The 14,417-nt window shown below is 54.0% G+C and carries 12 protein-coding genes; 9 read left to right on the forward strand and 3 right to left on the reverse strand.

Annotated features, from left to right (window positions below; translation table 11 throughout):
- Positions 1-57: 57 nt before the first annotated feature.
- The 8 genes from RCA23_RS15450 to RCA23_RS15485 all read left to right on the forward strand — a co-directional run bounded on the left by RCA23_RS15450 (position 58) and on the right by RCA23_RS15485 (position 11,576).
- Positions 58-1,053 carry an aminoglycoside phosphotransferase family protein gene (locus RCA23_RS15450; RefSeq protein WP_044051062.1) on the forward strand — a complete coding sequence of 332 codons (996 nt, stop codon included), beginning with the start codon at positions 58-60 and terminating at the stop codon, positions 1,051-1,053.
- The gene (locus RCA23_RS15455) at positions 1,053-1,715 is read left to right on the forward strand and encodes a nucleotidyltransferase family protein (RefSeq protein WP_169701434.1); all 663 of its coding nucleotides are present in this window, start codon (positions 1,053-1,055) and stop codon (positions 1,713-1,715) included. The genes RCA23_RS15450 and RCA23_RS15455 overlap by 1 nt, the downstream gene beginning before the upstream one ends.
- Positions 1,708-4,626, forward strand: coding sequence for a double-strand break repair protein AddB (gene addB, locus RCA23_RS15460; protein WP_052377233.1), 2,919 nt, complete (start codon positions 1,708-1,710; stop codon positions 4,624-4,626). The genes RCA23_RS15455 and addB overlap by 8 nt, the downstream gene beginning before the upstream one ends.
- Positions 4,623-7,979 (forward strand): double-strand break repair helicase AddA, encoded by a 3,357-nt coding sequence (gene addA / locus RCA23_RS15465; protein WP_044051662.1) that lies wholly within the window; start codon positions 4,623-4,625, stop codon positions 7,977-7,979. The genes addB and addA overlap by 4 nt, the downstream gene beginning before the upstream one ends.
- Positions 7,980-8,037: 58 nt before the next feature.
- Positions 8,038-8,358: a thioredoxin gene (gene trxA, locus RCA23_RS15470; protein ID WP_044051064.1), complete on the forward strand. Its 321-nt coding sequence runs from the start codon at positions 8,038-8,040 to the stop codon at positions 8,356-8,358.
- A gap of 107 nt (positions 8,359-8,465) precedes the next feature.
- A complete protein-coding gene (gene hslV, locus RCA23_RS15475) occupies positions 8,466-9,023 on the forward strand; it encodes an ATP-dependent protease subunit HslV (protein ID WP_044051065.1) in 558 nt (185 codons plus the stop codon).
- Positions 9,020-10,327 carry an ATP-dependent protease ATPase subunit HslU gene (gene hslU, locus RCA23_RS15480; RefSeq protein ID WP_044051066.1) on the forward strand — a complete coding sequence of 436 codons (1,308 nt, stop codon included), beginning with the start codon at positions 9,020-9,022 and terminating at the stop codon, positions 10,325-10,327. The genes hslV and hslU overlap by 4 nt, the downstream gene beginning before the upstream one ends.
- A gap of 37 nt (positions 10,328-10,364) precedes the next feature.
- Positions 10,365-11,576, forward strand: coding sequence for an MFS transporter (locus RCA23_RS15485; RefSeq protein WP_044051067.1), 1,212 nt, complete (start codon positions 10,365-10,367; stop codon positions 11,574-11,576).
- Here the strand turns inward: RCA23_RS15485 and RCA23_RS15490 are convergent.
- From RCA23_RS15490 to RCA23_RS15500, 3 genes are read right to left on the reverse strand one after another with little or no spacing between them, the layout of a single operon-like run.
- Positions 11,573-12,151: a Smr/MutS family protein gene (locus RCA23_RS15490; protein WP_044051068.1), complete on the reverse strand. Its 579-nt coding sequence runs from the start codon at positions 12,149-12,151 to the stop codon at positions 11,573-11,575. The two genes, RCA23_RS15485 and RCA23_RS15490, sit on opposite strands and share 4 nt — an antisense overlap.
- A gap of 2 nt (positions 12,152-12,153) precedes the next feature.
- A complete protein-coding gene (gene mltA / locus RCA23_RS15495; protein ID WP_044051069.1) occupies positions 12,154-13,182 on the reverse strand; it encodes a murein transglycosylase A in 1,029 nt (342 codons plus the stop codon).
- Complete coding sequence (locus tag RCA23_RS15500; protein WP_044051070.1) at positions 13,179-13,835, reverse strand: Tim44/TimA family putative adaptor protein; 657 nt, start codon at positions 13,833-13,835, stop codon at positions 13,179-13,181. Before RCA23_RS15500 ends, mltA begins: the two co-directional genes overlap by 4 nt.
- 105 nt (positions 13,836-13,940) lie before the next feature.
- Between RCA23_RS15500 and RCA23_RS15505 the strand changes: the two genes are divergently transcribed.
- A complete protein-coding gene (locus RCA23_RS15505; RefSeq protein WP_044051071.1) occupies positions 13,941-14,399 on the forward strand; it encodes an FxsA family protein in 459 nt (152 codons plus the stop codon).
- The last annotated feature ends 18 nt before the right edge of the window (positions 14,400-14,417 follow it).

The following is a 14,417-nucleotide window of genomic DNA, read 5'->3' on the forward strand; positions in this document are numbered from 1 at the left end:
CTCAACGGCACAATCTGTTGCTCAGCTCTTTAAAGCCGCAGCGGCGGAGAGTTTGGCATGAACCGCAGCGCAGATATTCATGCCTTCCTAGAAGCCGCCGGTTGGGGCATGGCGCAGCGCGCGCCATTGGCTGGAGATGCCGGCAATCGAAAATATGAACGCCTGAGCCACCCCCAAAAGGGCCTGTCCATATTGATGGATGCTGACCCTGCCAGTGGAGAAAATATCAGGCCTTTTCTGAACATTGCCGCGCATCTGAAAAGCTGTGGCCTTTCCTCCCCTGAGGTTTATGACGCGAATCGCGATCTAGGGCTTATCTTCCTGGAGGATTTTGGCGATCAGCTGCTTTTTGATGTCGCCATTGCCAGCCCAGAGCTCGAATACCCACTCTACAAAATGTGCCTCGACGCTCTCGAACGACTGCACCAGACGCCGCCACCGCCGAATGTTGGATCCTATTTTCCGCAAGATATGGCGCAGGCCACTGAGATCACCCTACCATGGTATTGCAGCCCGGACCTCGCGGCGGCCATTACAGCTGAACTGATCAATCAATTGAACAGCCTTGACTGGACACATCCCGTGCTCGTCCTGCGTGATTTCCATGCACAAAATATCGTCTATCGACCCGAGCAATCCGGACTGGCCCAAATTGGGCTCTTGGACTTTCAAGATGCCCAACTTGGCCACCCGCTGTATGACGCCGCTTCGCTCATCCACGATGCCCGGCGCAGTTTACATCCCGACGTTGAACGTCGGCTGAAAGATGCGCTGGCCCAAACCTACGCGGGTTCTGATAATTTTCATCATGCATTGTCCACCCTCAGCGCCCAGCGCAACCTCAGAGTCCTTGCCCTATTTGCACGGCTGTGTCTTAGAGATGGCAAGCCCGGTTACCTTAAGTTGATGCCACATGTTTGGAACAACCTTTGGCGCGATTTATCCCATCCGCATCTGTCCAATTTGTTCCGCATCTGCCAATCCCTTCCCGAACCCACACCAAAACGACAATCAGAATTGAGAGCAAAATGCGCCAGCCGCCCCACGAGCTGATGCTATTTGCTGCCGGTTTTGGCAGTCGCATGCAGCCACTCACCGCTGATCTCCCAAAGCCGCTGATCACCGTGGCTGGGACAAGCCTGCTTGATCGAACATTAAGGCTCGCGGAGGCCGGCGGGATCACCAAAACCGTGGTCAACACCCATTATCTTGGCGAAAAGATCGCAAAGCATTTGGAAAATTGCCCTGTTCAAGTGCTGCATGAACCCAATATTCTCGACACCGGCGGTGGGCTTAAAAATGCCAGCCCATTATTTGATGGGCCAGCAGTTTTCACCAGCAACAGCGACGCCATATGGTCTGGCCCCAATCCTTTCGCTCACCTCGCTCAAAATTGGCAAGACGACTGCGATGCATTACTGCTCTGTGCACCCGTAAACCAAATCATCGGCCGCGCGGCACCGGGGGACTTCTCCATTTCTCAGGATGCAATAGTGACCCGAGGCGGGGATTTTGTGTACCTCGGCGTTCAGATTATCCGGCTGGAGACAGTCCAACATATTCGTGAGCCCCAGTTTTCGCTCAATATCATTTGGGATGCGTTAATGGCGAAGAATACTCTACGCGCCTGCCTCTATCCTGGGCAATGGTGCGACATCGGCAAGCCTGAGAACATCGCCCTAGGTGAGAAATTGCTGGGCACCAGCCATGTTTGAGGATCGGCCAAAATTTCGGGTTTATGGCACCTATGCAGGTCAAGCCTTCCCCGACACATTGCTTGAGGGTTTAAGCACCCGGTTGCAGGGGGCCGCTCCAGAAGACTGGGCGCGGGTTGAGGTCTATGTCAACACGCGGCGCATGCAGCGACGGTTGGCCGAGCTATTTTTGCAAGGCCCAGCGCGCCTAATGCCAAAGTTTCATTTGGTCACAGATTTGGCGCATGACCCGCTGTTGACAGATCTACCAATGCCAGTTCCAACTTTGAAACGCAGGTTGGAAATTGCACAGCTGGTACGCAAATTGATTCAACGCGTTGAAGGGCTGGCGCCCGCAAGCGCAGTCTTTGATTTGGCCAATAGCCTGGCGGGTTTGATGGATGAAATGCAGGGGGAAGGCATCGCCCCCGACGTCATTGAGGGTCTCGATATTTCCGATTTCTCAGGTCATTGGGAACGCGCTCTGCAATTTATCTCTATCGTACAACGCTATTTTGAAGGCGGCGAAGCCCCAGATGAGGAAGCCCGACAGCGGGCCAGTGTTTTGGCCCTCACCCAGCGCTGGCAAGAAAACCCTCCAGATCATCCGATCTTAGTGGCGGGCTCAACCGGGTCCCGCGGCACGACTTTTCATCTGATGACAGCAGTGGCCGGGTTGCCGCAGGGCGCCGTGGTCTTGCCAGGATTTGATTTCGACATGCCGCGCCGGGTTTGGGCCCAGCTGTCTGATCCGAAAACCAGCGAAGATCATCCGCAATATCGATTTTCGCGCCTGCTAAATGCCTTGGAGCTCACATCGGATCACGTCATCCCCTGGACCGCAGCGGAACCACAGGCGGCCGCGCGCAATCGGCTGGTGTCCTTAGCTTTGCGCCCTGCTCCTGTGACTCATCACTGGCGACAAGAAGGGCCACATCTGACAAAGCTTGATCAAGCCACGCAAGACATCACCTGGCTGGAAGCGCCAAACCAAAGAGTCGAGGCTAAGGCCATTGCGCTGCGACTGCGGCAGGCCGCCGAATTGGGGCAAACCGCTGCGGTGATAACCCCAGATCGTAATTTGACCCGGCGAATATCAACAGCGCTGGCTGCATGGAACATCACTCCAGATGACAGCGCTGGGATTCCCTTGAACCTCACCGCGCCGGGGCGGTTTTTGTTGCATGTGTTGGATCTGGCACAATCACAACTCACCTCGGAAACCCTATTGGTTTTGCTGAAACATCCGCTCACCCATTCTGGTTCAGAACGCGGCCAACATCTGCGCAACACGCGCGAACTCGAGCTTTATCTGCGGCGCAGCGGTCCGGCCTTTCTCACAGCGCAAGCGCTCTTACAGTGGGCAGAAAAAGAAGATCATTACCGCCCATGGGTGGATTGGATCAACGCCAACGTCTTTGATCAATGGCCCCAAGGACCGCAGCCGCTGGAAAACTGGGTCACGCACCACCGCAAGCTTGCAGAGGGGCTGTCCGCTGGTCTTGTCGGAGAAGATGGCGAGCTGTGGGAACAAGCGCCCGGGCGCGACACGAAAGCCGTAATCGAGAACCTCACAAGATATGCCCCGGCCGCGGGCGATGTAGAGCTCATAGACTATACCGCCATTTTGCGCGGTGTTTTGAGTGCTGGTCAAACCCGCGACCAAAATCATGTGCATTCAAATATCCTAATTTGGGGCACGTTGGAGGCGCGCGTGCAAAGCGCTGATCTTGTAATTCTTGCGGGATTAAATGACGGCACCTGGCCCGAGCCCCCTGCTCCAGATCCCTGGCTCAACCGCAGTTTGCGGCTGCAAGCCGGTCTGCTTTTGCCCGAGCGCCGAATTGGTTTGTCAGCACATGATTTTCAACAGGCCATTGGCGCCAAAGCCGTTTGGCTCACCCGATCCTTAAGATCAGATGATGCGGAAACCGTGCCCTCCCGCTGGCTCAACCGCATTGAAAATCTGTTGAACGGGCTTGAGAAACCAGATGACGCCTCTTGGATGGATCACATGCGCGCCCGAGGCAATGAATGGCTTGGAAAAGTTAAAGCCCTGGAGGAGCCGCAAGTCGCGCCGCTGAGCATCAGACCTTCGGTTGCGCCACCGGTGGCATCCCGGCCCGAAAGATTGGCCGTCACAGACATCAAGCACTTGATCCGTGATCCCTATGCGATCTATGCTAGGCGCGTCTTGAATCTACGGCGCCTAGACCCGTTGACCAAATCTCCCGATGCCCCGCTGCGCGGCACACTTATTCATGACCTTTTGGAAGCATTTTTGAAAACGGGCCCCTGGACCAATGCGGAGGTTGCCAAAGCCACACTCCTAACCCTAGCGGAAGAGCGGTTTCAAAGCACCGTGCCTTGGCCCGCCGCGCGCAGAATGTGGCTGGCCCGAGTGGTCCGATTTGCTGAGTGGTTCGTGACACATGAAATGAAGCGCCAGGCGCGCATCCTCTCGACCAAGACGGAAATTGAGGGTGACGTTAATTTGTCAGAGCTCAATTTTACCCTCGCAGGCACGGCCGATCGGATTGACCTCTTGAACGATGGCACCGCCCATATTTACGACTATAAAACAGGCAAGCCGCCAAGCCCGGCACAACAATTACATTTTGACAAACAGCTCCTACTGGAAGTTGAGATCCTGCGGCGCGGTGGATTTCCTGGATTGGGACCGCTCAAAGTGGCTGGCGCAACCTATATCGGCCTTGATAATGCGCCCAGTGAGCTGCCTGCACCTATAGATGAGACTGACGTGTGGTCGGATTTTTCCAAATTAATCCGCGCCTATCAATCTCCTGAACAAGGCTATGCCGCGCGGCGCGCGATGCTGAAAGCAGATGATGCGTCCGATTATGACCACCTGGCCCGCTACGGTGAATGGAGCACCAACCAGCGCGCCACAGTCATCAAGGTGTCAAAATGAAGTTGAGCGATGCAAGCCTCCGACAAATCGAAGCGGCCCACCCGGGGCGCTCAACATGGCTCGCGGCCAATGCCGGCTCTGGAAAAACGCGCGTGCTGACAGATCGCGTGGCGCGGCTCTTGCTCGATGGGGTGATGCCGCAAAATATTCTTTGCCTGACCTATACAAAAGCGGCGGCGTCGGAGATGCAAAACCGGCTGTTCAAACGGTTGGGGCGCTGGACCATGTTGGACGATGTCACGCTTTTGGACGAGCTGGCGGCCCTTGGCGTCGAGCGCGACCTCGGGCCCGACGACATTGATCGGGCCCGAACACTCTTTGCCCGCGCGGTAGAGGCACCCGGTGGCCTGAAAATTCAAACCATCCATTCCTTCTGCGCCGCAATCCTACGGCGATTTCCCCTGGAGGCGAGAGTAAATCCACAATTCGTCGAGATCGATGAACGAGCCCAAAATCTTCTTCTTGATGAGGTGGTTGAAGCCATTGCAGATGGCCAGGGACAATCCAGTTTTGACGGTATCGCAGAACATTTTACAGGGCCAGACTTACAAAAATTTCTGCATGCAATTTTAAATCTGGATCATCATTTTGACAGCCACCCCGGCGCAGATGGTATTTGGAAGGCATTGGGCCTGCCGGCTGGGTATGATGACGCATCTCTGGCCCGTGAATGTTTCCTACCGGACGACTTCCAACATATTGAAGAGCTTAAAGCACTCCTCATGACCAAAGACGAGAATAGCAATGACTTTAAGGCCGGTCTGCGATTGCAAGCCATCCCCGGCCCAGAGCTCACCACGGCCGACCTGCCAACATTGGAATCCGTATTTTTGAACAAAACGGGCAAAGCTCCGGGCTCGGCAAAAATAGGATCGTTTCCCACGAAAGCCACGCGCGCTGAGCTGCCGGGCATGGCACAGATTGAGGCCCTTATGTTGCGCGTTGAGGCCGGGCGGCAAAGCCGTCTGAGCCTGAATGTCGCCAGACGGAGCCTGGCGCTCTATGATTTTGCAGCGGAATTTCTCGGCACCTATCGCGCAAGAAAACAGGTGCGGGGGTTCTTAGACTTTAATGATCTCATCATGCGCACGCGCCATCTGCTGTCGGATGAACGCGTCGCCACTTGGGTCTTATTTCGCTTGGATGGTGGCATTGATCATATTCTTGTGGATGAGGCCCAAGACACAAGCCCAGCGCAATGGGATGTGATCCGCCTTCTCGCTCAAGAGTTCACATCAGGTGAAGGCGCACGGGCAGATGTGCCCCGAACAATCTTCGTTGTGGGCGATAAAAAACAGTCAATTTATTCCTTCCAAGGCGCAGATCCGGATGGTTTTGATCGGATGCGTGACCAATTTTCCCAGAAATTGCACGAAATCGATCAGCCTTTTCAATCGACCACTTTGGATTATTCCTTTCGCTCATCTTCGGCAATCTTGGGTGTCGTGGATCAGGTCTTTGCCAATCGCAGCGGACTTGGCTCTGGGTCCGCACATTTGGCATTTAAAGCGGATCTTCCAGGCCGCGTTGATGTTTGGCCTGTGTTTCAAGCCCCCGACAAGACAGAGCCGCACCATTGGACGGATCCCGTGGATGAGGTTTCAACAGATCATCAAGACAAACAATTGGCCGATGCTCTGGCCGGACATATCTGTGATTTGATCGAAACTGAGACGCTCACGCAGCTGGATGACACGGGTGCCGCCTTTCAGCGTAAAATCACAGCAGGTGATTTTTTGATTCTGGTTCAGGGCCGTCAAAAATTGCTGTTTCGCGAAATTCACCGAGCCTGTAAGGAAGCCGGCCTACCAATCGCTGGGGCGGATCGTTTGAAAGTTGCGGCCGAGCTGGCCGTTCGCGATATTCGCTCCTTGCTGGCCTTTTTGGCGCTGCCGGAAGACAATTTATCTTTGGCCGAAGCGTTGAAATCACCACTTTTTGGATGGTCAGAACAAGAGCTTTTTGATCTCGCGCAGGGTCGAGACTCACCCTTTTTGTGGCGCAGCTTGCAAAACCGAGAAGAGGAATTCCCAAATACAGTGCAACGGCTCACTGAGCTCCGCGATCTTGCAGATTTCAAGCGCCCCTTTGAGCTGATCGAACATATATTGACAACCCGCGGCGGGCGGTCAGCTTTACTGGGCCAATTGGGACCAGAAGCCGCCGAAGGGATTGATGCTTTGGTCAGCCAATCTCTGGCCTATGAGCGCAGCAATATTCCCAATCTCACCGGGTTTCTCGTCTGGCTGGATGCCGACGATCTGGAAATCAAACGTCAGATGGACAGTGTTGGCGACAAAATTCGTGTGATGACGGTCCATGGCGCCAAGGGCCTGGAGGCGCCTATCGTAATTTTGCCCGACACAGCGCCACGCAAAGACCCCAAACTGCCAGAGGTGGTGCCCCATAACACAATCGCGGTTTGGTCTCCAAACAAAGATCTTATACCAGCCGCGCTGCAATCCAGCCTTAAAGACAAGCAGCGACAGCAAGAGGAGGAGCGTGACCGTCTACTCTATGTGGCCATGACCCGAGCGGAGAGCTGGCTCATTGTTATGGGCTCAGGAGATATTAAAGAGGGGAAAGAGTGTTGGCATAACGCCATACAGGATGCGATTTCTGCCCTCGGCGCTGCGCCGTTGAACACCGTCGCCGGTTTGGGATTGCGGTATGAACCGATGCAATTGTCAGCGGGGCCGCAAAGTGACCCTGTACAGCCTCAGGTCATGAAGCAATCCGTGCCAAGCTGGGCAATTCCCTATACCAAACCAGCCCAAGCCCCTGCAGCCCCCCGCTCTCCATCCGATTTGGGGGGCGATAAGGTTTTGCCCGGTGGCGCGCCGCAGGACGCTGAAAATTCAAAACGACTGGGAACGGCGGTGCATCGGCTGTTGGAGGTCTTGCCCAATGCGCCGCAAGATCAATGGGGCCATATCGCACAACGTTTGGTTGAGGCAGATATCCAAGCCGCTGCTTTCCAAGAGGCCCGCGCGGTGCTGCAACAACCACAGCTGGCCTATATTTTTGCCCCCGAAAGTCTGGCTGAAGTCGATATAAGTGCCCATTTGCCAGAGCTGAACGGTGATCCGATCCAAGGATCCATAGATAGGCTGCTTATTTCACCAACGCGGGTATTGGCGGTCGATTTCAAGTCCAATCAAATCGTGCCAAGCGAGGTTGCGCAGGTTCCGAGCGGACTTTTAAGGCAGATGGGGGCCTATGCCGCCGCTTTATCACAAATCTATCCCCATCATGACATCGAAACCGCAATTTTATGGACAAAAACCCTTGAGCTCATGCCGCTACCGCCAGATCTTGTGATTTCATCCTTGGCAAATACATCACCTGCTTGACGCTGGGCGCTTGCAACTCTAACTCTTAGGAAAGCCTTATAACATTTGGAGTAACCCCATGGCCACTGTCGCTGCTACAGACGCAACTTTTGATAGTATTGTAAAAGACTCTGATCTGCCTGTTGTGGTGGATTTTTGGGCAGAATGGTGCGGACCGTGCAAGCAAATTGGCCCGTCACTCGAAGAGCTTTCTGTCGAAATGGAGGGCAAAATCAAAGTGGTCAAGGTGGATGTCGATAGCAACCCCTCCGCCGCAGCCGCCCTGGGTGTGCGTGGTATTCCAGCATTGTTTTTGTTTAAAGACGGACAAGTCATTTCCAACAAAACAGGCGCAGCCCCAAAAGCGGCTCTCAAAAGCTGGATTGACGACGCCATTTAAGATGAAGTCTCTATTTCTGAGAAGGGCGCTCCTTTGGGCGCCTTTTTTCGTGCCCTTGTTGCCAGAAGTGGCATTTCCCATATAGCGTCCGTAATGAGGAGAAGCAGATGAGCGATACAAATTTCCCCGGTTGGCACGGCACAACGATTATTGGCGTGCGTAAAGGCACTCAAGTTGTGGTTGCCGGCGACGGCCAAGTCAGCCTTGGACCAACGGTCATAAAGGGAACCGCGCGCAAAGTGCGGCGCTTATCACCGGGTGGAAATGATGTTGTGGTGGGCTTCGCTGGCTCTACAGCTGACGCTTTTACCCTGTTGGAAAGGCTAGAGGCGAAACTCGAAGCCACTCCCGGACAGCTACAACGCGCCTGTGTTGAGCTGGCCAAAGATTGGCGCACAGACAAATATTTACAAAAGCTCGAAGCCATGCTGATTGTCACTGATGGGGCTGAACTCTTAATCATCACCGGCGCCGGGGATGTGCTGGAGCCAGAACATGGGATTGCGGCAATTGGCTCTGGCGGCAACTTCGCCCTGGCCGCCGCGCGCGGCCTGCAAGAAACAGATCTCAATGCAGAGGAGATTGCTCGCAAAGCCATGGCGATTGCCTCGGATATTTGTGTTTATACAAATGGCAACCTGACCGTTGAGGTAATTTCAAAATGACCGACCTAACCCCTCGCGAAATCGTATCTGAGCTAGACCGCCATATTGTCGGCCAAAATGACGCCAAACGCGCTGTTGCTGTTGCCATGCGCAACCGGTGGCGCCGTAAACAATTGCCCGATGAGCTTCGTGATGAAGTTTACCCGAAAAATATTCTCATGATTGGCCCCACCGGGGTGGGTAAAACCGAAATTAGCCGCCGATTGGCCAAATTGGCCCGCGCACCCTTCCTTAAGGTCGAAGCCACAAAATTCACTGAGGTGGGCTATGTTGGCCGGGATGTTGAGCAAATTATTCGGGATTTGGTCGACTCAAGCATCGCCATGACCCGCGATCACATGCGCGAAGATGTCCGCGCACGCGCGAAAGAAGCCGCCGAAGAGCGTGTGATTGAGGCCATTGCTGGAGCAGATGCCCGCGATGCAACCCGCGAAATGTTCCGCAAGAAATTGCGCAGTGGAGAGCTGGATGACACGATCATCGAACTTGAGGTTGCCGATACCTCTAACCCCATGTCGATGCTGGACCTTCCCGGTCAGCCGGGCAGTCAGATGGGAATGATGAACCTTGGAGATATCTTCGGCAAAGCCATGGGCGGCAGGACCAGTCGCAAAAAGATGACCGTAGCTGCCAGTTATGATGTGTTGCTCGGAGAAGAAGCAGATAAGCTGCTAGACGATGAAATCGTTACCAAAGCCGCCGTGACGGCTGTAGAGCAAAGCGGAATCGTTTTTCTTGATGAAATTGATAAGGTCTGCGCGCGCGCCGATGCGCGCGGAGCGGACGTCAGTCGCGAAGGTGTCCAGCGTGATTTGCTGCCTTTGATTGAAGGTACAACCGTGTCCACCAAACATGGGCCAGTGAAAACAGACCATATTTTGTTTATTGCCTCCGGCGCATTTCATGTTGCAAAACCGTCTGACCTCTTACCTGAGCTTCAGGGCCGCCTGCCGATCCGTGTGGAGCTGCGAGATCTTACCGAAGAGGATTTTATACGCATTCTGTCGGAAACTGAAAACGCATTAACTTTGCAATATTCAGCGCTTATGAGCACGGAAGATGTCTCCGTCAGCTTTAGTGAGGACGGTATAAAAGCTTTGGCGCAAGCGGCCGCCGAGGTGAATCGCTCCGTCGAAAACATTGGCGCGCGGCGGCTCTATACGGTCATCGAGCGGGTGTTTGAGGAATTGTCTTTTGCTGCACCTGATCAGGCGGGGTCTGAGGTGGTTATTGATAAGGCCTATGTCAACAAACATCTCGACAGCCTATTGCAATCAACAGATCTGTCTCGCTACGTATTATAGCTCTTGTCAGCGGTCACATTTCGTCTGACAACAGCGCATGATACGTTTCATTTTGCAAAACAGCCGGTGGCTCACAGCCGGGGCCCTGCTCACTTTAATCTCGAGCTTTGGGCAGACATATTTCATCTCAATATTTGCAGGTGAAATTCGCGCAGCCTTCAACCTATCCCATGGAGATTGGGGGGCAATCTACGGGTTTGGCACATTTGCATCGGCAATTGTGATGGTTTGGTCCGGTGGTTTGACCGACGTCATGCGCGTGCGTCACCTCGGGCCGATTGTCTTGGCGGCGCTTGCGGCCTCTTGTTTATTCATGGCGTTCAATCCCTGGGTCGCCCTGCTGCCTGTTGTCATTTTTTGTTTGCGCTTTACGGGTCAGGGCATGTCGACCCATATCGCAGCGGTGGCGATGTCCCGCTGGTTTGTGGCCAACCGCGGCAAGGCGCTTTCCGTGGCCAGCCTTGGATTTTCAATTGGTGAGGCCTGTTATCCGATTTTGGTGGTTAGCCTTTTGGTATTTTTTACCTGGCAAAGCGTTTGGATCTTGGCCGCCGGCGTCGCAGTTTTGGCCATTCCCGCGCTGCTTTGGTTGCTCGCAGAAGAACGTAGCCCTCAATCGAACGCCACAGAGGGGCAATCCCTTGGAATGGGCGGGCGCCATTGGAGCCGCAATCAAGCGCTTGGCCATTCATTGTTTTGGTTCATGATCCCTGCACTGTTGGGACAATCAGCATTTAACACCGCTTTTTTCTTCCTCCAGGTACATTTTGCCGAAATTAAAGGCTGGGAGCATTTGCAATTGGTGGCCATGTTTCCAGTTTACACCGCTGTTTCTATAGGGGCGATGATTTTATCTGGGATCTTGCTCGACAAATTAGACACCGCCCGCTTGATCCCCTATTTTCAATTGCCAATGATTTTTGCCTTTTTGATCTTTGCCTATGGTCAATCGCTTGTTGCGGCATTGGTGGGATTTATTTTCCTAGGTCTATCTGCCGGTGCAAACGCGACACTGCCAAATGCTTTTTGGGCCGAATTTTACGGCACAAAACACCTTGGCTCAATCAAAGCGGCGGCGGCGGCCGTCATGGTTTTGGGCTCAGCGATTGGTCCGGCGGTGACGGGGATCTTGCTGGACTACAACCTCGCTCTTGATGCACAATATGTTGCAGTTTCCGTATTTTTTGGCTTCTCGTCTGTGATGATGTGGGCGGGTGTCAGGCGCGTGCGCGCCAGCTTGCTGGCTTAGCGACCCCGGCGCAGATAGACATAAAGCGCGCCCTCCCCGCCGTGGCGCTGATGTGCTTGTGTCACCTCTAAAATGACCAAAGACACCGGAGACTGTCGCAACCAAATCGGAACAGTGTGCCTCAATACCCCATGGCGCTCAGGAATAGGCCCATGATCTGGCTTGAATTTGCCCTTGCCGGTAATCACAAGAACCAATCGGCGCTGCAATTGCGCGGATCCCAAAATGAAATCCTGCAAGGCTGGATGGGCTTGCGCCATTGTCATCCCATGAAGGTCGATGCGCCCCTCGGGCCGCAGCTTGCCGCGGGTCAACTTCCCAAAGGATTTTGCATCCATCACAGGCGCAGGCTTCGCCGCGGCCTGTGCCCGGCTCGCTGGCGGTATGGATCGTGATTTCATACCAATTTTGAAGGCCTTGAGGTCGGGTTGTACCGATGCGGGGCGCTTTATCTCTGCTTTTGGTACAGACAGGGCCCGCGGCATTTCCATCTTTGTGGGCGGAGCCAAAGGTGTTGCTGTATCAGCCACCTTTTTCCAAAGCTCTCGCTCTTCTGGACGCAGTTTTCTAGCCATCCCTATTGCCCCGAAATCCGGGCGCGCGCTTCTTGGATTGGCAGCAAAAGGATCATACGACCCGAATTTTTGGTCAAACCCGCCGCGATCCCGGCCTGAGATCCCGTTCCAAAGAACACGTCAGCGCGCTGCGGCCCTGTTATGGCGGAGCCTGTATCTTGAGCAATCATAAGACGGTTTAGAGGTCTTGACCCACCCTTTTCAAGCCAGACGGGCGCGCCAAGGGTGACATATTTAGGATCAACGGCCAGGGTGCGCAACGCTGTGAGTGATCGGTTCATCGCGCCAAGTGGACCTTTGTCACTGGGCACATCACCAACCCGGCGAAAAAATACATAGGCCGGATTTTCCCAGACAATTTCCTGTCCTTTCTCGGGGTTGTCCAGTACCCATTGTCTAATTCGGTTTGCCGATACTTCATGCTCCTGCAAAACACCTAACTCAACCAAATGGGGACCAATGGCCTGATACCGATGACCATTAGAGCCACCAAACCCCAGGCGGATGGTCGTGCCATCTTGCAGCCGCACGCGGCCCGAACCCTGAATTTGCAAAAAGAAAATATCAGCAGGATTCTCAACCCAGGCCAATTCAAGCCCCCTGCCCTTTAAGACTTGGTTTTCCTCAATGTCTCGTCGGGTTTTCCAAAGGCCACCAGCACGCACCTCCTTCGGCACGCCGTAGATTGGATACCGAAATCGCCCAGTTCGCGTGAGAGACCCGTCTAGTTCCGGTTCATAATACCCCGTAAAAAGAGCCGGCTCGGTGGTCTTGGTCATCACGGGTTGGAAAAAAGTTTCGAAATACAGTCGCGCGTTTGGGTTTTGCTGTGCAACAGCGCAAAGACTTTCCCACTCCTCACCTGACATATCGCCACAGGTGACTTTAAAAGCCTCCAGTGCCGCCGCGTGATCGTCGTCTTGCCAGCCATTGAGCGCTGAGAACGGAATGGCCTGATAGGTGTCGCCTGCGATAACCGGCAAACCAAGGGCCGCAAAAATGGCGGCCAAAAGCAGCGGTCTAAGACTCATTCGCCCGTGGCAATGAGCTGCCAGTTTGGATCGTCGGCGCCCATAGTGCGGCCAAAAGTCCAAACATCGCGCTGGCGTTTAACCTCAGTCTCATTGCCCTCAATAATATCTCCATCCGAATTGCGCACCACTGAGGTGAGCTCGCAAATGAAGCGCACATCAATCTCTGCAGCGTTGGTTTTGGGGTCAAACGTCGCGCCCATTAAGCCAGTATCCCGCACGCCAATGAATTCTGCCTCAATCGACAGGCCCTGTGCTTTGCGGGCCTCCACAACCGAAGCAAAGGCATCATAGACATCTTGATTTAAGAAGGCTTTGACACTGCCCAAGTCACCATTCTCGAAGGCCATTAAAATCATTTCATAAGCACTTTTCGAACCATACAGAAATTCTGTTACAGAAAACGACGGCTCCGCGTGCTTCATGCCCAAAAGTGCCCGAGCTGCGTCGCTGTCTTCTGCAACGTGATCTGTGATATCCTGATCTGGACCACCGTCGATCACCTCAAGCTTTGGCCGATCATCAGCGTGTGCCGCGATATTGGGGCGCGGGCCCTCATGACCATCTCTTGTGCCCAGAACACCCCGCAACTTCAAAATGAGATAGATGGCGATACCTGCCAACGCCAATAATTGGATAATTTGCATATTCATTGTGATCTGTTGCCCCATGAGGAATAGAATTATTCGAACTTGTTACCTATGTAGGACAGCAGGTGGTTCAAGTCCACCAGCACACAGGTGAATCGGAGAGCCAAAATGCGGTTGTTGATAGCTTTTATAGCGGTGCCCTTAATTGAAATCGGCCTTTTTATCCAAGTCGGTGACGCAATTGGTCCTTGGCCAACGTTGCTTATCGTTTTATTGACCGCCATTGTTGGAACCGCGCTGGTGCGCAGTCAGGGCACGCAGGTGTTGCGTACGCTCCAAGGATCGTTTCAGGCAATGAAAGATCCAACCGAGCCCTTGGCGCACGGGGCAATGATTTTATTTGCTGGGGCGTTACTGCTGACACCGGGGTTTTTCACCGATGCCTTCGGGTTTTTGCTTCTCTTCCCACCTTTCCGCAACCTGATTACGAAAATGATCCGCTCAAAGCTTAAATCAGCCGATATGAAATTCTCCCCCCACGAGACCGGGCCAGATAACACCGTCATTGATGCGGAATATACAGATATTTCAGAGCAGAGCCCCTCCTCTGGCCCGACAAAGCATTGAGGGTTGCCGCAGATCCTG

Origin of the sequence: Planktomarina temperata RCA23 (genome assembly GCF_000738435.1) — a bacterium.
Lineage (GTDB): Bacteria > Pseudomonadota > Alphaproteobacteria > Rhodobacterales > Rhodobacteraceae > Planktomarina > Planktomarina temperata.